Below are 18,965 nucleotides of genomic sequence, written 5' to 3' on the forward strand. Positions count from 1 at the left end.
CGCGCAAGACATGCGCACCGGCGCGCAAAGCGCCCGCACGGCGCTCAACGATTGTTGACCGTCTCCGAGAACCGCTTGAGCGTCGCGACGCGCGCACCGATCAGATCGACCCGCTCATCCTCGCTGATGAGCGGCGTCATCGCGTCGCGAAACGCCGCCCACTCGCGCTGCGCCTGCACGAGCGCCGGCAGCGAAGCCGCGGGCATCCGCGACTGCAATTTCGCGTAATAGCGGTTCATGTCGAAGAGCGCGTGCTCGCACGCCGCATCGCGCATGCAAGGCCGCACGCGATGCACCGCGCCCTTGCCGCCGCCCGGCTGCGCATAGCGGTCGGCCACGCCGCGCAGTGCGCGCGCACGATCGCGCACCGGCTGCAACCGCATGTCGGCGCTCGCCATCGCGTACATCGTCCCCTGCGTCGTCTCGTAGACCGCGCGCACCAGATGCGCTTCGTCCTTGCGCCACGCGAGCCAGCGGCGCTGGCTCTCCTGCCAGCCGCGCAGCGCATCGGCGGGCGCCGCCTTCTGCAACCGCTGGTACGCGGCGTCGACTTCAGCGAGCCACTGCTGCCGCGCCTCGTCCATGCACTGGATCTGGCCGACGGTCGACGAGCGGTCGCGCCGCGCGAGACACTGGCGCATCGCGACGTCGATCGGATCGGCCGCCGCGACCTCGGCATGCGCCGCGCCCGCCGCCAGCCAGGCGGCCAGCGCGACGGCGGCGAAGCGCACGAGCGTCTTCCGGACTTCGATCATCGTCAGTCGCGCACGCAGTCGACGTAGTACTCGGTGCGGCCGCTCATCTCTTCCGCGACAAGACCGTGGATGTCCGTATGGAAGCCCGGGAAGCGCTCGTTGAAGTCGCGCGCGAACCGCAGGTAGTTGACGATCGTCTTGTTGAACCGCTCGCCCGGGATCAGCAGCGGAATGCCCGGCGGATACGGCGTGAGCAGGATGCTCGTCACGCGGCCTTCGAGCTCGTCGAGCGGCACGCGATCGATCTCGCGGTGCGCGAGCTTCGCGAACGCGTCGGACGGCTTCATCGCCGGCTCCATGTTCGACAGGTACATCTCGGTCGTGAGACGCGCGATGTCGTTCGCGCGATACACGTCGTGAATCTGCGTGCACAGGTCGCGCAGGCCGACGCGCTCGTAGATCGGGAACTGCGCGACGAACTCCGGCAGCACGCGCCAGAGCGGCTGGTTGTTGTCGTAGTCGTCCTTGAACTGCTGCAGCTCGGTGACCATCGAGTTCCAGCGGCCCTTCGTGATGCCGATCGTGAACATGATGAAGAACGAATACAGGCCCGTCTTCTCGACGATGATCCCGTGCTCGGCCAGGTACTTCGTGACGATCGCGGCCGGAATGCCGGTCTCGCCGAACTCGCCGTCGACGTCGAGCCCCGGCGTGATGATCGTCGCCTTGATCGGGTCGAGCATGTTGAAGCCTTCCGCGAGCGGGCCGAAGCCGTGCCAGCGGTCGTTCGGCTTCAGCAGCCAGTCCGCGCGCGAGCCGATGCCTTCGCCCGACAGGTTGTCCGGGCCCCACACGCTGAAGAACCAGTCATCGCCGTACTCGGCGTCGACCTTGCGCATCGCGCGGCGGAAGTCGATCGCCTCGGCGATCGATTCCTCGACGAGCGCGGTGCCGCCCGGCGGCTCCATCATCGCGGCCGCGACGTCGCACGACGCGATGATCGCGTACTGCGGGCTCGTCGACGTGTGCATCAGGTACGCCTCGTTGAAGCGGTGCTTGTCGAACGTGCGGTTCTCCGAATCCTGCACGACGATCTGCGAAGCCTGCGAGATGCCCGCGAGCAGCTTGTGCGTCGAGTGCGTCGCGAACACCAGCGCCCCCGTGCGCGGCCGGCCCGCGCCGATCGCGTGCATGTCCTGGTAGAACGGATGGAACTCCGCGTGCGGCAGCCACGCTTCGTCGAAGTGCAGCGTGTCGAGCAAATCGCCGAGCAAGTCCTTGATCTGCTCGACGTTGTAGACGACGCCGTCGTACGTGCTCTGCGTGATCGTCAGGATTCGCGGCTTCAGGTTCGGGTTCTTCTTCAGCGCCTCGCGCGCGAACGGATTCGCCTCGATCTTCTTGCGGATGTTCTCCGGCTTGAACTCGTCGCGCGGGATCGGCCCGATGATGCCGAAGTGATTGCGCGTCGGCGTGAGGAACACGGGGATCGCGTGCGTCATCGTGATCGCGTGCAGGATCGACTTGTGGCAGTTGCGGTCGACGAGCACGATGTCGCCCGGCGCGACGGTCGCGTGCCAGACGATCTTGTTCGACGTCGACGTGCCGTTCGTCACGAAGAACAGGTGATCGGCGCTGAAGATCCGCGCGGCGTTGCGCTCGGATGCGGCCACGGGGCCCGTATGGTCGAGCAGCTGGCCGAGCTCGTCGACCGCGTTGCAGACGTCCGCGCGCAGCATGTTCTCGCCGAAGAACTGGTGAAACATCTGGCCGAGCGGGTTCTTCAGGAACGCGACGCCGCCCGAGTGGCCCGGGCAGTGCCACGAATACGAGCCTTCGTCCGCGTACTTGACGAGCTCCTTGAAGAACGGCGGCGCGAGCGAATCGAGGTAGACCTTCGCTTCGCGGATGATGTGGCGCGCGACGAACTCCGGCGTGTCCTCGAACATGTGGATGAAGCCGTGCAGCTCGCGCAGGATGTCGTTCGGCAGGTGCCGCGACGTGCGCGTCTCGCCGTACAGGAAGATCGGGATGTCCGCGTTGCGGCGGCGCACTTCGGTGACGAACGCGCGCAGCTCGATGATCGCGGTCGCGAGTTCGGGCAGCTCGCCGTCCGGGCCGGTTTCGCCGAGCATGAGTTCGTCGTCGTCGATCGACAGGATGAAGCACGACGCGCGGCTCGACTGCTGCGCGAACGACGTCAGATCGCCGTAGCTCGTCAAGCCGAGGACTTCGACGCCCTCCTTCTCGATCGCTTCGGCAAGCGCCCGGATGCCGGAGCCCGAGATGTTCTCGGAGCGGAAATCTTCGTCGATGATGACGACGGGGAAACGAAACTTCATGGGCGATTCTCCAAAAAGAACGACCGCGGCGCGAGACGCGCAGCGGTCACCCGGAAACTGGTCGGTGTTCCGATATGCAACCAGATCAGGTTTTCGGCAGCGTGACACCGCGCTGTCCCTGGTACTTGCCGCCGCGATCCGCGTACGACACGTCGCACACCTCGTCGCTCTCGAAGAAGAGGACCTGGGCGACGCCTTCGTTCGCGTAGATCTTCGCGGGCAGCGGCGTGGTGTTCGAGAATTCGAGCGTCACGTAGCCTTCCCATTCGGGCTCGAACGGCGTCACGTTGACGATGATCCCGCAGCGCGCGTACGTCGACTTGCCGAGGCACACGGTCAGCACGGTGCGCGGAATGCGGAAGTACTCGACGGTGCGCGCGAGCGCGAACGAGTTCGGCGGGATGATGCACACATCGCCCTTGAAATCGACGAACGAGCCTTCGTCGAAGTTCTTCGGATCGACGATCGTCGAATTGATGTTCGTGAAGATCTTGAATTCGTCCGCGCAGCGAATGTCGTAGCCGTAGCTCGACGTGCCGTAGCTGACGATCTTGCGGCCGTCTTCGGCGGTGCGAACCTGACCGGGCACGAACGGCTCGATCATCTTGTGCTCTTCGGCCATGCGCCGGATCCACTTGTCGGACTTGATGCTCATAAAAAGGCGCCGGAAAACGCTGCGTGTCTGGATGGATGCCGCCGGACGGTCCGGCGGCCATGAAAGGCGCACATTTTACGCGATCGGGAACGGACCGACTCGCGTCATTGCCGCACGACGCCGCACGCGAGCGCGGGCCCCGCGCCGTGCTGCGGGAACGCCGGATCGCCCGGGTCGCGGTGAACGAGCACCGAGCGGCCGAGCACCGAACGCACGCCGTCGAGCGCGACGTCGGGCGCGACGATGAAGCCCGCCGCGACGCCGTTCGCATCCGCGTGGATGTTGCCGAGATCGCCGCCGACGCGCGCGCCCGCCCGCAGGCGGTCCGCCGCGGGCGCGAACACGGCGCCTGCGCTCGAGCCGTCGGCGGCGTTGCAGTCGCCGCGCTCGTGGACCTGCAGCGCGTGATCGCTGTTGGGCGGCAGGCCCGCGAAGTTGTACGTGACCTGCACGCCGTCCGGGCGTTCGGCGAGCGTCACCGTGCCGCGCGCCTGGCTGCCGACCGTCGGCTGGAGCAGCGCGTCGGCGCGCTTTTCGTGATGCGATGCGAACGTGGTGCAGCCGGCCAGGAGGCCGATGGCGGCCAGGACAAGCGGCGCATGGCGCGCGAGCCAGCCCGGCACGCCGTCGAGTCGTCGTTTCATGCGATCCTCATGCCGGGCGGAACGCTCGGACGAGCGCCCGCCGGGCCGGTAAAGGGGACCTTCGGGAAAGTCGTCATGATACCGTGACTCGCCGCGCCGCAAACACCGTCCGACGCGGCCCTGCCGGGGATTTTACGTATTTTGAACAACGATCGTCGGAAACTTCGACGACATGTCCCGCGCACGCTCGGCGATCGCGATCGCGACGCCCCGCGCGATTGCGCGGTAGCGCTCGGCGAGCTTGCCGCCCGGGTCCGCGGCGACGGTCGGCGCGCCGCTGTCCGCCTGCTCGCGAATCCGGATGTCGAGCGGCAGGCTGCCGAGCACGGTCACGCCGTACTCCTTCGCCATCCGCTCGGCGCCGCCCGCGCCGAAGATGTGCTCCTCGTGCCCGCAGTTCGAGCACACGTGGATGCTCATGTTCTCGACGATGCCGAGAATCGGGATGTTCACCTTCTCGAACATCTTGAGCCCCTTCTTCGCGTCGAGGAGCGCGATGTCCTGCGGCGTCGTGACGATCACGGCGCCCGTCACCGGCACGCGCTGCGCGAGCGTCAGCTGGATGTCGCCCGTGCCGGGCGGCATGTCGACGATCAGATAGTCGAGCTCGCGCCAGTTGGTCTGGCGCAGCAATTGCTCGAGCGCCGACGTCGCCATCGGGCCGCGCCACACCATCGGATTGTCCTCGCCGATCAGGAAGCCGATCGAGTTCGCCTGCAGGCCGTGGCCGACGAGCGGATTCATCGACTTGTTGTCGGGCGACTCGGGCCGCTCGTGGATGCCGAGCATCGTCGGCAGCGACGGGCCGTAGATGTCGGCGTCGAGGATGCCGACCGACGCGCCTTCGGCCGCGAGCGCGAGCGCGAGATTCACGGCCGTCGTGCTCTTGCCGACGCCGCCCTTGCCCGACGCGACCGCGACGATGTTCTTCACGTTCGGCAGTAGCTGCACGCCGCGCTGCACCGCATGCGCGGCGATCTCCTGCGACACCTCGACGCGCGCCTCGCGCACGCCCGGCACGGCGGAAAGCGCGGCCGTGACGCGCGCGCGCGCGTCGTCGAACTGGCTTCTGGCCGGATAGCCGAGCACGACGTCGGCCGAAACGGCATCGCCGTCGATCGTCACATTGCGGATGCCGCGGTGCGCCGCGTACGGGCGGCCGGTGTTCGGGTCGACGACTGCCGCGAGTGCGGCGTCGACGAGCGCCCTGTCGATACTCATCGAAACTCCGTGGGAACGTCGCTCAAAATCGCCCATAAGGTCAATAATCTTCAAATATCCGGGCGAAAAGCGAAAAAAGTGAAAGAATTTATTGCACGCCATTGCGTAAAGCCGACTTGCGGCGCAATCTTCGCGGGCGGCGCGCTTCGGGGCCACATCGGGCCCACACCGCCTATATTGTAGAGGCTGGGGCGCGCTTGGTCCGAACAGCCATCCTGGCAAACGGGGCTTGTCGCATCGGCGGCAGGCTCCACGGCCGGGCGCCGGACGGATCGAGGCGCTCGCGCGTGCGCATCGCCGGCGCGCGGGTCCCCCCGCCGAAAGAGCAGTTCTTTTTTGTTCTTGTCGAGTCACTCAAGAGAGGAAACCAAGATGAATACCAAAATCGCGACGCGCTTGTCCGTTTTCGCTCTCGCCGGCGCGCTGCTGGCGGGTTGCGCGACCCCGCAAGGAACCAACACGGCAGTCGGCACGGGCACGGGCGCCGCGCTCGGCGCAGGCATCGGCGCGCTGGCTGGCGGCGGCAAGGGCGCGGCGATCGGCGCCGGCGTCGGCGCACTCGTCGGCGGCGTGACGGGCTACAACTGGCAAGCGATCAAGAACAAGCTCGCGCCGTCCGCGCAGCAGACGGGCACGCAGGTCACCGAGCAGCCGGACGGCTCGCTCAAGCTGAACGTGCCGAGCTCGGTCACGTTCGCGACCAACCAGTACGCGGTCACGCCGGCGTTCACGCCGCTCTTGAACGACCTCGCGTCGACGCTGAACCAAAACCCGCAGATCACCGCATCCGTCGTCGGCTACACCGACAGCACGGGCTCGGCGGCGCACAACCAGACGCTGTCGCAGAATCGCGCGCAGAGCGTCGTGAACGCGCTGTCGCAGCGCGGCGTCGCGGGGGGCCGCCTGTCGGCGCAAGGCATGGGCGCATCGAACCCGATCGCCGACAACGCGACGGAAGCCGGTCGCGGGCAGAACCGCCGCGTCGAGATCTACCTGCGCGCTCCGCAAGCGGCGCAGTAAATCCGACCGCTGGAGAATGGCGTGCCGAGCCCCGCCGGACAAGGCTTTCGAGGCCGCTTGTAACAACTCGAAAAAATTTTCGAACTTCTTGCGAGCGGCGGAGTCTGTCTTTACGGTACGTGACGGTGCTGCCGGCGCGTCACCATTCTCCTCTTGTCGTTGTTGCTCCGGGGCCACATCCGCCCCGGTTTTTTTTGCCCGCGCGACGCCGTTCTGCGTCGCAACATCCGACCTGCCTGCTCCGACGTCGCCGCACATCGCTCAGCCGACGCAAACATAGCCTCTTTACCAAAAGCTTTCAATTCGAAAAATATTACGGCTCATGACGCGCCGCGCGCGTCCGCGAGCGCCGCATCGCAACCCCGCTCGACAGGCGCAACCGCGCGCCGTTGGCCCCGTACATCGGCTGGCGGCCGCCCTGCTAGAATCGCAGCTTCCCTACGATTTTCCGCAAGCAGTCCCTTCAGAGACCCTATGTCCGCATCCGACCTCACCACCGTGCAGGCCGGCGCGCCGCAAGGCCGCCGCCAGATCCTCGTCACGTCCGCGCTGCCCTATGCGAACGGGCAGATTCACATCGGCCACCTGGTCGAGTACATCCAGACCGACGTCTGGGTGCGGACGATGCGAATGCACGGTCACGAGATCTACTACATCGGCGCGGACGACACGCACGGCACGCCCGTCATGCTGCGCGCCGAGCAGGAAGGCGTGACGCCGAAGCAGCTGATCGAGCGCGTGTGGCGGGAGCACAAGCGCGACTTCGACAGCTTCGGGGTCTCGTTCGACAACTTCTATACGACGGACTCCGACGAAAACCGCGTGCTGAGCGAGAAGATTTACCTCGCGCTGAAGAACGCCGGCTTCATCGCCGAGCGCGAGATCGAGCAGGCTTACGATCCCGTCAAGGAAATGTTCCTGCCGGATCGCTTCATCAAGGGCGAGTGCCCGAAGTGCCACGCGAAAGACCAGTACGGCGACAGTTGCGAAGTGTGCGGCACGACGTACCAGCCGACGGATCTCGTCAATCCGTACTCGGTCGTGTCGGGCGCGACGCCCATGCGCAAGACGTCGACGCACTACTTCTTCCGGCTGTCCGACCCGCGCTGCGAGGCATTCCTGCGCGAATGGGTGAGCGGCCTCGCGCAGCCCGAAGCGACCAACAAGATGCGCGAATGGCTCGGCGACGCGGGCGACGCGAAGCTCGCCGATTGGGACATCTCGCGCGACGCGCCCTACTTCGGCTTCGAGATCCCCGGCGCGCCCGGCAAGTACTTCTACGTGTGGCTCGATGCGCCCGTCGGCTACTACGCGAGTTTCAAGAACCTGTGCGAGCAGCGCGGCATCGATTTCGATGCGTGGATCAAGAAGGACTCGACGACCGAGCAGTATCACTTCATCGGCAAGGACATCCTGTACTTCCACACGCTGTTCTGGCCCGCGATGCTCGAGTTCTCGGAGCATCGCACGCCGACCAACGTGTTCGCGCACGGCTTTCTGACGGTCGACGGCGCGAAGATGTCGAAGTCGCGCGGCACCTTCATCACCGCGCAGAGCTACATCGACACGGGCCTCAACCCCGAATGGCTGCGCTACTACTTCGCCGCGAAGCTCAACGCGACGATGGAAGACATCGACCTGAACCTCGAGGACTTCCAGGCGCGCGTGAACAGCGACCTCGTCGGCAAGTACGTGAACATCGCGAGCCGCGCGGCGGGCTTCCTGATCAAGCGCTTCGACGGCCGCGTGCAGGACAGCGCGATGAACCATCCGCTCCTCGCGACGCTGCGCGATGCGATCCCGCAGATCGCCGCACACTACGAAGCGCGCGAGTACGGCCGCGCGCTGCGCCAGACGATGGAGCTCGCCGACGAGGTCAACGGCTACGTCGACACGGCGAAGCCGTGGGAGCTCGCGAAGGACCCGGCGAACGCGGCCGCGCTGCACGAAACCTGCAGCGTGAGCCTCGAGGCATTCCGCCTGCTGTCGCTCGCGCTGAAGCCCGTGCTGCCGCGCGTCGCGGAGGGCGTCGAAGCGTTCTTCGGCATCGCGCCGCTCGTGTGGGCCGACGCGAACAAGCCGCTGTCGTCCGAGCAGCCGATCCGCGCGTATCAGCACCTGATGACCCGCGTCGATCCGAAGCAGCTCGACGCGCTCCTCGCCGCGAACCGCGGCTCGCTTCAGGGCGCCGCCGCGGCGGCGGCCGATGCGGGCGCGGCGAGCGGCAACGGCGCGAAGGATGCAAAGGATGCGAAGCGCGCGAAGGATGCGAAAGCCGCGCCCAGCGACGACGCAGCGCCGATCATCGCGATCGACGATTTCGCGAAGATCGATCTGCGCATCGCGAAGATCGTCGCGTGCGAAGCCGTCGACGGCTCCGACAAGCTGCTGCGGCTCACGCTCGACGTCGGCGAGGAGAAGACCCGCAACGTGTTCTCCGGGATCAAGTCGGCGTACCAGCCGGGCGATCTCGTCGGCAAGCTGACGGTGATGGTCGCGAACCTCGCGCCGCGCAAGATGAAGTTCGGCGTGTCCGAAGGGATGGTGCTCGCCGCGTCGGCTGCCGACGAAAAGGCCGAGCCGGGCCTCTACATCCTCGAGCCGCATAGCGGCGCGAAGCCCGGCATGCGCGTGAGGTAAGCGGCGACGCACGTCGCCGCGATGCATCCGGAGGGCCGCGACAGCGGCCCTTCGCGTTTTTGCGCGGGCACGCGGCAATGCGCGGTCACGTGCTCATCGCGTCATCGCGTCATCGCGTCATCGCGTCATCGCGGCGTCTCGGCGTCTCGGCGTCTCGGCGTCTCGGCGTCTCGGCTTCTCGGCTTGTCGGCTTCTCGGCTTCACGCCCGTCACGAGGCTGAAGTACCCGAAGCTCGGAATCGTCTCGATCGACGTGAAGCCGGCGTCGGTGAGCATCGCCGACAGCGCGCGCGACGTGTACTGCTCGCCCTGCGTCCAGCCGATCATCATCAGGCTGTACGCGGCCGCGGCGAGCGGCCCGCTCTTGTCGTCTAGATAGAGCATCTCGTGCAGCACGACGCGCCCGCCGCACGGCAGCGCGTCGAAGCTCTTGCGCGCGAGCGCCGCGTCCTTGTCGGCCGGCCAGTCGTGAAAGACGTTCGAGTAGAAATGCAGATCGGCGGGCGGGAACGGATCGCGCCACATGTCGCCCGGTTGGAACGCGACGCGATCGCGCCAGCGGGCGTCGACGAACCTCCGGCCCAGCTCGCAGACAGCCGGCAAGTCGAAAACCACGCCGCGCAGCGACGGCCACACCGACAGCGCGCCGATCACGTGCGCGCCCGAGCCGCCGCCGATGTCGAGCATCACGCGATGCCGCGCGAGATCGAGCTTGGTCGGCCACACGGCCGTATGCGCAGCACTCAGGCTCTGCATCGCGTGCGTGAAGCGGGTGCCGAGCTCGGCGTGCCGCTGATGCGAATCGAAGATGTCGGTCTCGCCGTATGCGTGCGACGCGTCGCGCCGCAGCGCGGCCTCGAGGCCGGCGACCGAGAACGTGTCGCCGTTGTCGTACATCAGGTCCCAGAACGCGCCGAAGTACTGGCGGCTGCGCGGCAGCAGCAAGTCTTCCGCAAGCGTCGTCAGCGCGAAGCGATCCGCGTTGCGGCGCACGAAGCCGAGCGCGACCGACACGTTGACGAGCGCCTCGACAGGCCGCCGCGCGAGCCCGAGCGCCGCGCCGAGCGCGCCGAGCGTACACGGCCCGTCGCCCAGCCGGCTGAAGAGCCCCAGCCGGTTCGCGATCAGCATCGCCGGATAGACGAACAGATTCACCGCGACGTCGTACGCGGCGACGTCGTCGTGTCGAGGCAGTGCACGCATCATGGCAGTTCCAGCGAAGCGGGCGGCGACGCGGCGCGGGCAATCTCGCGCACCGCTTCGTGCGTCCATGCGGAGAACGAATCGAAGACGCGGTCGACGAGCGCGATGCAGCGCCGCCGCTTTGCATCGTCGAGCACGATGCGGCTTGCCTTCGCCTGCTCGCCGTTCTGCATGTGCCCCGTCTCGAGCGCGAAGTGATACGCGCCCATGTAGCGCAGCTCGCGCCCCGTTTCCGCCTGCATCTCGGCGGCGAGACGAGTCGTGAGCGCGAACAGCACGTTGCCGGTTTCCTCGATCGCTTCGACGATCGCGAGCCGCTCGACGCCGTCGGCCGCGTCGACGATCGCGCACAACTCGTACATCAGCAGACGACATCGATGCGTGTCTTCGCTCCACAGCGCGCGCAGCGCGTCGGTCATCGTGGTCGCGCGGTTCCAGCCAAGCTTGTCGAGATCCTCGAGGAACCACGGCCAGTGATGATCGTCTTCGCGCGTATGCGCGTTGACGCGCGCCTGGTGCACGTCGCCCGCGAGTTCCTTGCGCAGCATGTAGCGATTGAAATCGCCGAAGGCCATGACGAAGAACGCGAATCCGGGCATGAAGCCGAGCCGCACGCGCGGCGGCAAGCGTTCGTCGCGCAGGCAGGCGAACAGCGGCAGCGTCGCGTATCGCCGCTTCCTCCGCATGATGTGGGTCATGACGGTTTTCATAGGAATGCGCCCCCCGAATCAAGGCCGCGTCGTCGTCGACATATCCGGTCGAATCGCGAACGATCGCGACGGCGACAGGCGTCCGCGCGCCTTCGACACGCGCGCGAGCGGCCCAATCTCCCCGTACACGATCGCTGCGCCGGCGCCGAGTGCCGGCGCAACGATATGAGGATTGATTACCTCAAATTAGAGTATCGGGAATGAATGTCAAGCGAGGGCCCAAACGGGGCGCACGCGACGCGCGATCGTTGCCGCGCGCGCCGGCCCGCGCGCCGCGGGCCCGGCGACGGGCACCCGCCGCCGGGCCGCCGCGTCACCACCAGCGATCGAAGCGCCGCGTGTAGTTGAGGTCGACGCCCTGGAACGTGCCGCCATACGCGGATATCGCCCAGAACCGCGTCAGGTTGATCGTCGCCTTGAACGCGTTGCTCGCCGACTGCAGCCCCTGCTCGTAGCCGAGCACGAAGCGCTCGTTGATCGCCTTCGACACGAGCACGACCTGCGGATCGGTCAGGCCGACGTCGCTGCGGCCGACCGACACTTCGTCGAGCCCGACCGTCTGCGCGACGCGCTTGCCGGTCGCGCTGCCGAGGAGCGCGAGCGCCGTCGTCATCGCATTCTGCTGGCCGAGGTTGTTGCCCTGGTCGGTGCCGTGGCCGAACAGCAGCCACGACAGCTTCTCGTTGTCGTTGACGTTCGGCTCGGACACGAGCCTGACGGCGGGCGACTGCACCGTGCCCGTCACTTGCACGCCCGCCTCGACTTCCTGATTGCGGCGCATCGCGAGAATGTTGATGCCCGGATTCGACACCGGCCCGTTGAACGTGAAGAAGCCGTTCTCGATCGAGAGCTTGCGGCCGAACGACGTATAGGTCGAGCCTTCCGTCACGCGCACGTTGCCGACCGCGCGCAGCGGCACGCCGGGCGCGCTCATCACCGTCACCGTGCCGGCGAGCCGCAGATCCGCGCCGTGACCCTTGAAGCGGAAGTCGCGGCCGAGGCCGATGTCGATGTTCGCGCGCGGCGCGAGCGACGGCGCGGGCTTCTCGGTCGCGGGCGCCGGCTTCGCGATCGCGGTGCCCGTCTTCGTCTCGCCGCGCTCGAGGCTGCCCGGACGCACGATCACGACGTCGTCCGACAAGTGCGGCGCCGCCTCCTCGGGCAGATCGAACAGCGCGCGATCGACGGTAAACTTGCCGTTGATCGCGATGCCGCCGCGCGGCGTGTCGTTCTCGACGACCGCCTTGCCCGACAGCGACAGCTTGCGGTCCGGCGCGGCGAAAAGCTCGAGCTTGTCGGCGACGATGCTCGCCGTCAGGTCCGGCTCGCTGCCGTCGAGCCGCACGCGGCCGATCGCGCGCAGTGTGCCGTCGCCGCCGTGAAACTCGACTTGCTCGAACTCGACGAGGTTCTCGGTCAGCTTCACGCGCACGATCCCGTCCTTGAGCTGCACGCCCTGGTCGACGAGCGTCGCCGACAGGTTGTCGCCCGAGAGCGTGCCCGACAGCTTCGGCTTCGCGGGCGTGCCCGCGACCGTCAGCTTCAGCGCGGCGCGCCCGTCGAGCAGGTAGCCCGGGCCGAACAGGCCGCCCGTCGACTTCAGCGCCGGCACGTCCGCGTCGATGCGGCCGGTGAGCGGACCGTCCTCGGCGATGCCGAACACGCCGTCGCGCAGCGCGAACGGCACGGCGACGCTCGCGTCGAGCGTGCCGATGCGGGTCGCCTGCGCGTGCGCGGTCGCGTTCAGCCGGTTGCCCGGCATGAACGTCGCGCGCGCCGACAGGTCGCCGATGCCGAGCGACGCGACGCCGCGTCCGGTTGCGATCGTCACGTCGCCGCTCCTGCGCTTGATCTGCGCATGGCCGGCGGCGGTGTCGCCGAGCGTGACGTCCCAGTCGCCGTCGAGAATCAGATCGGTGCGCAGCGGCGAGCGCTTGCCCGTGAGCTCCGCGCGGATCTCGAGCGCGCGCGCCACCGACAGGTTCGTGATCGAGCCCGCGGTGCGCAGCTTGCCGCGTTCGAGCGCGAACGATTGCAGATCGAGCGTCGCGCCTTCGACGGACAGCTTCGCCGCGCTCAGCGTCACGCGCTGCGCGCCCGCCGAGATCGCGAGCGGCGTGTCGAGCGAGATCGACGGCGTGCCGCGGTTCGACAGGCGCGTGACGGTGCCGTCCCAGCGCATCCCGTCGCGCGCTTCGACCACTCCGCCATTCGCTGCGACGGCGAGATTGATCACGCGGCCTTCGGCGATGCCGAGCGCGGTCGCATCGAACGTGTGCTTCGCGCGCGTGCCGTTCAGATGCGCGGACAGCGTCTTCAGGCTGATCGAGCCGAGCGCGATGTCGTTCGCGTCGGCGGTGAACACGAGCGCGCCTTTCGCGCCGTCGCGAATGTCCGCGCGGCCTTGCGCCGTGCCGATCCGGTTCGAGCCGAACACGACGCCGCTCGCCGTGTATTCGGCGACGACGTTCGGATGCGCGAACGACCCCGTCAGCTCGCCGTTCGCGCGCACGAGGCCCGCGAGGCCGAAGCCGAGACGCTCGAGCTGCGGCGCGTCGACGGAAAAGCGCAGCCGGTCGCCGGGCGCGCCGAAGCTGCCGCGCAGGTCGACCTGATTGCCCGCGATCGACAGGTTCGCGTTGCTCGGTAAGATCCGCGAGCCCGCCGTCTGCACCGTGCCTTCGCCCGTCATCGGCAGGCCGTCGTAGACGCTGTCGCCGAGCTTGAACTGCGCCTTCGTCGAGAAACCGGGCGCGAGCGCGCCCGTCGCCGCGAGCGTGCCGTTCACGCGCGCCGCGCCCGCGCGCGGGCCGGCCGATCTCTGCGCGACCTTCGCGTTGCCGCCGCGCCTGCCGCCCTTCGCGATAATCCCGCCCTTCGCGCCTTTGCCGCCGCCCGGCTTCGCGGCGGACGACGCACCGGCCGCCGCCAGCGCGAGCGGATCGAAGTCGACGAGCTTCGCCTTCAGATCGTAGGTCGAGCGCGCGTCGTGCGTGAGCACGCCCGCGAGCTCGACGCGCCCCTTGCCCGCCGTCACGCGCGCGTCGGCGATCGTCGTTTGCTTCGCGTCGAGCTTGATCTTCGCCTTCGCGCCGAGCGCGAGCTTCGCGTCGGCGAGATCGAAGTCGACCGTCTGCGCGCCGTGCTCGAGCGCGACGCCGACGGGCCCCGCGAGCCGCATCGGCCGCAGCGCGGCGACGAACGCGTTCAGATCGAGATTCGCGACCTTCAGATCGAACTTGCCGCGGCCGTTCGCGAGCGCGCCGCCGCCCGTCACGCTGCCGTCGCGGATCGTGCGCACCTCGAGCGCGTCGATGCGCTGCGCGTGCGCGTCGAGCCGCACGTTCGCGTGCGCGTCGACGAGCGGCAGCAGTTCGTCGCCGAGCGTGCCGGGCTTCGCGTTGACGATCGACACCGGGCCCGTGACGACGAACGCCTTCGGCGTCTTCGGATCGGGCGTCGCGGGCTCGAGCTGCGCGCGCACGGCGAGATCGGCGACGGGCGCGCTCGGCGAAAGCGCACGCGGATTCACGTGATCGAACACGATCGACGCGCGCGTGAGCGGCACGTCGCCGAACGGCGCGGCCTCGACGTGCGCGCGGCCCGCGAGCTTCATCCCCGAAGCGTCGAGCTCCGCGACGAGCGCTTCGAGCGAGCCCGACACGCGCGCGCGCGCATCGACCGGCTCGCCCGACAGCTTGCCCGCGTAGGTCGCGCCGCCATCGATCGCGAACGGCCGCACGCCGTCGAGCCGCGCGTTCGCGGTCAGCGCGCCGAACGGCGTGTCGAGGCGCTCGACTGTCGCGTCATGGCGACGGCCGTCGCTCGCGCCGCGGAAGATCAGGTTGTCGAGCTCGGTCGTCGAGCCGGCTTCGTGGATCAGCAGCTTGTCGAAGCGCAGATCCTCGATGGCGAGTTGCAGCGGCAGTTGCAGATCCTGCGGCATGACCGTCGGCGAAGGCGGCGAAGGCGCGACGCGCACGTCGATCGCGCCCGCGCGCAGCGACGCGATCGTGAAGCGCCACGGCGCGCGCGTGAGCGCCCAGCGTCCGGCGACGCGATCGATCCTCACTTCGGTGCCCGAACCATCGGGGCTCGTCCACGCGAGGCGCGTAAGCCGCACGCCGGTCGCGAGCGCGCCGCCTTCGAGCGTGCCCGAAAGCCGCCCGCCGAGCAGCTTGACGGCTGCGTGCCACGCGAGCTGCGTGCCGCGCTCGGTCGTCGCGGCGGCGAAGAGCGCGCCCGCCGTCGCGGCGACGAGCACGACGACGACGAGCGCCGTCCACGCGAGCGCGGCGAACGCGCGCCGGCCGCGCGAGCGCCTGTTCGGCGCGGGATCGCGCGGGCCGTCGGGCGCGCCGCCGTCCGGCGCGTTGGGTGGAGTCGGGTCGGATACGTCCTTCGTCATGCCAAATGAAAAATCAGAATGCGATGCCGAGCGTCAGATACGGACGCACGCTCTTGTTCTTCAAGCCGTAAGCCAGATCGAAATTGACCGGGCCGACCGGGCTGCGCCAGCGCACGCCGACGCCCGCGCCCGGATAGAACACCTTCTCGCCCCATGCGTCGGTCGCCGTGCCGATGTCGAAGAAGGTCGCCGCGCCCCAGTCGCGATTGAACCAGTGCTGGTATTCGGCCGTGCCCGTCACGAGATACTTGGTCGGCAGCACCGAGCCGTCGACCGAATTGCCGATGCTCTGATAGCCGTAGCCGCGCACCGAGTTCGAGCCGCCCGCGCGGAAGAGGAGCGACGCCGGCACGCCCGACGAGCCGCCGCTCGTGAACACGCCGCCCAGCTCCGCGCGAAACACGAAGAGATCGCGCTTGCCGATCGGCACGTATTGCTGGCCGCGCGCGTAGCCGCGAATGAACGTCTGGTCGGTCAGCACGCCCTTCACCGCGAAGCCGGCCTCCGCATGGATCAGGTTGCCCGAGCGCGGGAACAGCGGATCGTCGACGTTGCGGCGCGTCCACGCCCATTGCGGGACGAGCGCGCGGCTTGTCGTCGGGCCGGCGCCGTTCTGGTCGAGCCGGTCCTGATAGAACATCAGCGAGTACGTATAGTCGATGAACTGGCCGGCGCGCGTGCGCTGTGCGCCGATGCGCGCGCTGTAGATCCGCGTGTCCGACACGTTCGTGTTCGTGTACGACGCGAGGATGCTGTTGGTCCACCCGCGCGGGCCGGGCGGCATCGAAAGCTGGACCTGTCCGTACTGCTGGATCTGGTCGATCCGCCCCGACACCGACAGCGGCCACGCGGCGCCGAACGTGTCGAGATACGTGTACGAGCCCTGGATGTGCGGCCCCGTGTCGGTCGCGTAGCCGATCCCGCCGCGCACGCTGTTGTACTGATACTCGCTGACCTTCACGTGCACGGGCGTGTCGAGCGGCCGCGCGACGTCGTCCGATACGTCGATCGCGACGCTCGCGTAGTACGGCGTGTTCTGCAATTGGCGCTGCAATTCGGCGATGCGCTTCGCGTCGTAGATCTCGCCGGCGGACAGCGGATTCACGTGGCGCACGATCTTCTCCGGGTAGCGGCGCACGCCGGACACGTCGAGCTCGCCGATCGTAAACGTCGGCCCGCTGGCGAACGTCACCGCGAGCCTCGCTTCGCGCGTGCGCGGATCGACGCGCGCCTCCGACGCGGTGATTTTCGCGCCGAGATAGCGGCGCGCCTGCAATTGCTTGAGCGCCGCGTTCTTCGCGTCGTCCCAGCCGGACTGCGTGAACGCGTCGCCCGGCTTGAGCGAGAACGCGAGGCGCGTCGCCGTCTCCTGCTTCGGGTCCTCGCTCGCGACCGGGCCGTCGAACGTCAGATCGACGGCCGACACGACCGTCTGCGCGCCCGGCTCGACCGACACCGTCACGCGGCGCTCGCCGCCGCGCGTGCGCACGTCGGTGCGCACGACGGGCGAGAAGTAGCCGGCCGTCGCGGCGAGCTCGCGCACCTGTTGCGGCGTCGCGGTCACGAGGAATTCGAACTGGTCGACGCTCAAGTCGTCGCGCTTCGCGAAGCGGGCGATGTCGAGGTGCTGCTTGAGCAGGCTCTTGACCGAGCGCGGCGCGTCGATCTCGACCGCGTACTTCGCGAACGCGGGTGCCGCGAGCGCGGCCGCGCAGCCGGCGAGCAGCACGTGCAAGCCGCGCCGCGCAAATGCGTGCCATCCGGGCGCCCGGCTCGGCGCGCCGCGCGCGGCGCGCGAAAAAGCATGCTGTCGTGGTGCCCGCCCTGCCAAACAAGACCTCCGTTGTAAGAATTTCGTCGGACCAAAGCCGTCATTTGAACACAGTGCGGTGCGCGCAGGACGCGCTTTCGGCCACATTGCCGCACGACGATCGCGCTTTCGACGCCGTTTTGCCGCCGGCTGTTCCCCGCGTTGCGGTAAAATCCCGTCGATCGCATTCGCGGGCGCGCCGCGCCCGGCCCAGAACGGAAAGCCAAGCCATGCCGTACCAGTCCGACATCACGCAATTCCTGAATCAGTTGAAGCAGCAAAAGCCGACGCTCGAAGAAGAACAGCGCAAGGGCCGCTCGCTGCTGTGGGACAAGCAGCCGATCGACCTCGAAGAGCGCGACACGCAGCAGCAATCGAGCGTGCACCAGACCTCGTACGTCTACTACCAGAACTTCTGACGCCGTGAGCGCCGCCGACGAGGCCAGCGCCAGCGCGCAGCCCGAAGACGCGATCGCCGCGCCCGCGGGCGCGGATTCGACGCCCGACACGGTCGACGGCGTCGCGGCGTTCGCTCGCCTGTATGGCGAGCCGCTCTTCAAGTTGCCGCAGGACCTGTACATCCCGCCGGACGCGCTCGAAATCTTTCTCGAAACGTTCGAAGGCCCGCTCGATCTGCTGCTGTACCTGATCCGCAAGCAGAACTTCAACGTGCTCGACATCCCGATGGCGGACGTCACCGCGCAATATCTCGGCTACGTCGACCAGATCCGCGAATCGAACCTGGAGCTCGCGGCCGAGTACCTGCTGATGGCGGCGATGCTGATCGAGATCAAATCGCGGATGCTGCTGCCCGTGAAGAAGGCGGACACGGGCGAGGAAGCGGAGGACCCGCGCGCCGAGCTCGTGCGGCGCCTGCTCGAGTACGAGCAGATGAAGCTCGCCGCGCAGCGCCTCGATCAGCTCCCGCAGCTCGGCCGCGACTTCCTGCGCGCCGAGGTGTACATCGAGCAGAGCATCACGCCGCGCTTCCCGGACGTGAACGCCGACGACCTGCGCGTCGCGTGGGCCGACGTGCTGAAGCGCGCGAAGCTCGTCCAGCATCACAAGATCTCGCGCGAGGAGCTGTCGGTGCGCGAGCACATGAGCCTCATCCTGCGCAAGCTGCAGAACGCGCGCTTCATGGAGTTCGCCGATCTGTTCGACACGTCGCGCGGCGTGCCCGTCGTCATCGTCAACTTCATCGCGATGCTCGAACTCGCGCGCGAATCGCTCGTCGAGATCACGCAGGCCGAGCCGTTCGCGCCGATCTACGTGCGGCTCGCTTATCTGCCGGCTTGAGCGGCCGCGCGCGCGAGTCCGTCGTTCGGCCAAGCGCCGGTCCTTTTTCGAATATGGCGGCTGGTTCGGCGAGCCTCGCTCGGGCGCTTGGGCCTGGGCCGCGGTCATTTCCTCTGTAGATTGCCGCTTCGGCGTTCGGCGTTCGGCGTTCGGCGTTCGGCGTTCGGCGTTCGGCGCTCGGCGCTCGGCGCTCGGCGCTCGGCGCTCGGCGCTCGGCGCTCGGCACTCGGCACTCGGCACTCGGCACTCGGCGCATGCGCGCCGCGCGCTCGCCGGCGTCGATTGCTGCCACCGCCGACGGCGTCGGCCGTCGATACG

General features: G+C 68.1%; 12 protein-coding genes and 1 pseudogene. 4 read left to right on the forward strand and 9 right to left on the reverse strand.

Annotated elements, in window-relative coordinates; translation table 11 throughout:
* Nucleotides 1-44 precede the first annotated feature (44 nt).
* The 5 genes from WS62_RS17855 to apbC form a co-directional block, all read right to left on the reverse strand.
* Entirely contained in the window at nucleotides 45-755 is a 711-nt protein-coding gene (locus tag WS62_RS17855) for a lysozyme inhibitor LprI family protein (protein ID WP_066573332.1), read from the reverse strand.
* Between the two features lie 2 nt (nucleotides 756-757).
* Nucleotides 758-3,037: an arginine/lysine/ornithine decarboxylase gene (locus WS62_RS17860; RefSeq protein WP_066494042.1), complete on the reverse strand. Its 2,280-nt coding sequence runs from the start codon at nucleotides 3,035-3,037 to the stop codon at nucleotides 758-760.
* Between the two features lie 85 nt (nucleotides 3,038-3,122).
* Nucleotides 3,123-3,692 (reverse strand): dCTP deaminase, encoded by a 570-nt coding sequence (gene dcd, locus WS62_RS17865; protein ID WP_066494043.1) that lies wholly within the window; start codon nucleotides 3,690-3,692, stop codon nucleotides 3,123-3,125.
* 104 nt (nucleotides 3,693-3,796) lie between these two features.
* On the reverse strand, nucleotides 3,797-4,336 hold the full coding sequence (gene sodC, locus WS62_RS17870) for a superoxide dismutase [Cu-Zn] (RefSeq protein WP_066494044.1): 540 nt from the start codon (nucleotides 4,334-4,336) through the stop codon (nucleotides 3,797-3,799).
* Nucleotides 4,337-4,468: 132 nt separating this feature from the next.
* The gene (gene apbC / locus WS62_RS17875) at nucleotides 4,469-5,557 is read right to left on the reverse strand and encodes an iron-sulfur cluster carrier protein ApbC (protein ID WP_066573334.1); all 1,089 of its coding nucleotides are present in this window, start codon (nucleotides 5,555-5,557) and stop codon (nucleotides 4,469-4,471) included.
* Nucleotides 5,558-5,929: 372 nt separating this feature from the next.
* Between apbC and WS62_RS17880 the strand changes: the two genes are divergently transcribed.
* Together WS62_RS17880 and metG are read left to right on the forward strand one after the other, a co-directional pair.
* Complete coding sequence (locus WS62_RS17880) at nucleotides 5,930-6,577, forward strand: OmpA family protein (RefSeq protein WP_066494046.1); 648 nt, start codon at nucleotides 5,930-5,932, stop codon at nucleotides 6,575-6,577.
* Between the two features lie 474 nt (nucleotides 6,578-7,051).
* On the forward strand, nucleotides 7,052-9,217 hold the full coding sequence (metG, locus tag WS62_RS17885) for a methionine--tRNA ligase (protein ID WP_066573336.1): 2,166 nt from the start codon (nucleotides 7,052-7,054) through the stop codon (nucleotides 9,215-9,217).
* Between the two features lie 195 nt (nucleotides 9,218-9,412).
* On the opposite strand, the pseudogene WS62_RS17890 reads toward metG, so the two are convergent.
* The 4 genes and pseudogenes from WS62_RS17890 to WS62_RS17905 form a co-directional block, all read right to left on the reverse strand.
* Nucleotides 9,413-10,423: pseudogene (locus tag WS62_RS17890) on the reverse strand (methyltransferase); the annotation flags it as partial.
* Complete coding sequence (locus tag WS62_RS17895) at nucleotides 10,420-11,130, reverse strand: hypothetical protein (protein ID WP_066573338.1); 711 nt, start codon at nucleotides 11,128-11,130, stop codon at nucleotides 10,420-10,422. The gene WS62_RS17895 and the pseudogene WS62_RS17890, both read right to left, overlap by 4 nt.
* A 313-nt stretch (nucleotides 11,131-11,443) precedes the next feature.
* Nucleotides 11,444-15,538 carry a translocation/assembly module TamB domain-containing protein gene (locus tag WS62_RS17900; protein ID WP_066573340.1) on the reverse strand — a complete coding sequence of 1,365 codons (4,095 nt, stop codon included), beginning with the start codon at nucleotides 15,536-15,538 and terminating at the stop codon, nucleotides 11,444-11,446.
* A gap of 13 nt (nucleotides 15,539-15,551) precedes the next feature.
* Entirely contained in the window at nucleotides 15,552-17,369 is a 1,818-nt protein-coding gene (locus tag WS62_RS17905) for an autotransporter assembly complex protein TamA (protein WP_066573343.1), read from the reverse strand.
* A gap of 209 nt (nucleotides 17,370-17,578) precedes the next feature.
* On the opposite strand from WS62_RS17905, the gene WS62_RS17910 reads away from it, so the two are divergent.
* Together WS62_RS17910 and WS62_RS17915 are read left to right on the forward strand one after the other, a co-directional pair.
* Nucleotides 17,579-17,767 carry a DUF3460 family protein gene (locus WS62_RS17910; RefSeq protein ID WP_066494052.1) on the forward strand — a complete coding sequence of 63 codons (189 nt, stop codon included), beginning with the start codon at nucleotides 17,579-17,581 and terminating at the stop codon, nucleotides 17,765-17,767.
* Between the two features lie 4 nt (nucleotides 17,768-17,771).
* On the forward strand, nucleotides 17,772-18,647 hold the full coding sequence (locus WS62_RS17915; RefSeq protein WP_066494053.1) for a segregation and condensation protein A: 876 nt from the start codon (nucleotides 17,772-17,774) through the stop codon (nucleotides 18,645-18,647).
* The last annotated feature ends 318 nt before the right edge of the window (nucleotides 18,648-18,965 follow it).

This window comes from Burkholderia sp. ABCPW 14 (assembly GCF_001523835.1).
GTDB classification, from domain to species: Bacteria; Pseudomonadota; Gammaproteobacteria; order Burkholderiales; family Burkholderiaceae; genus Burkholderia; species Burkholderia mayonis.

Bases quoted from the DNA above. Each gene is read 5' to 3' on its own strand.
- WS62_RS17855 (WP_066573332.1), bottom strand. From the start codon at position 755: ATGATCGAAGTCCGGAAGACGCTCGTGCGCTTCGCCGCCGTCGCGCTG.
- WS62_RS17860 (WP_066494042.1), bottom strand. From the start codon at position 3,037: ATGAAGTTTCGTTTCCCCGTCGTCATCATCGACGAAGATTTCCGCTCC.
- dcd (WP_066494043.1), bottom strand. From the start codon at position 3,692: ATGAGCATCAAGTCCGACAAGTGGATCCGGCGCATGGCCGAAGAGCAC.
- sodC (WP_066494044.1), bottom strand. From the start codon at position 4,336: ATGAAACGACGACTCGACGGCGTGCCGGGCTGGCTCGCGCGCCATGCG.
- apbC (WP_066573334.1), bottom strand. From the start codon at position 5,557: ATGAGTATCGACAGGGCGCTCGTCGACGCCGCACTCGCGGCAGTCGTC.
- WS62_RS17880 (WP_066494046.1), top strand. From the start codon at position 5,930: ATGAATACCAAAATCGCGACGCGCTTGTCCGTTTTCGCTCTCGCCGGC.
- metG (WP_066573336.1), top strand. From the start codon at position 7,052: ATGTCCGCATCCGACCTCACCACCGTGCAGGCCGGCGCGCCGCAAGGC.
- WS62_RS17895 (WP_066573338.1), bottom strand. From the start codon at position 11,130: ATGAAAACCGTCATGACCCACATCATGCGGAGGAAGCGGCGATACGCG.
- WS62_RS17900 (WP_066573340.1), bottom strand. From the start codon at position 15,538: ATGACGAAGGACGTATCCGACCCGACTCCACCCAACGCGCCGGACGGC.
- WS62_RS17910 (WP_066494052.1), top strand. From the start codon at position 17,579: ATGCCGTACCAGTCCGACATCACGCAATTCCTGAATCAGTTGAAGCAG.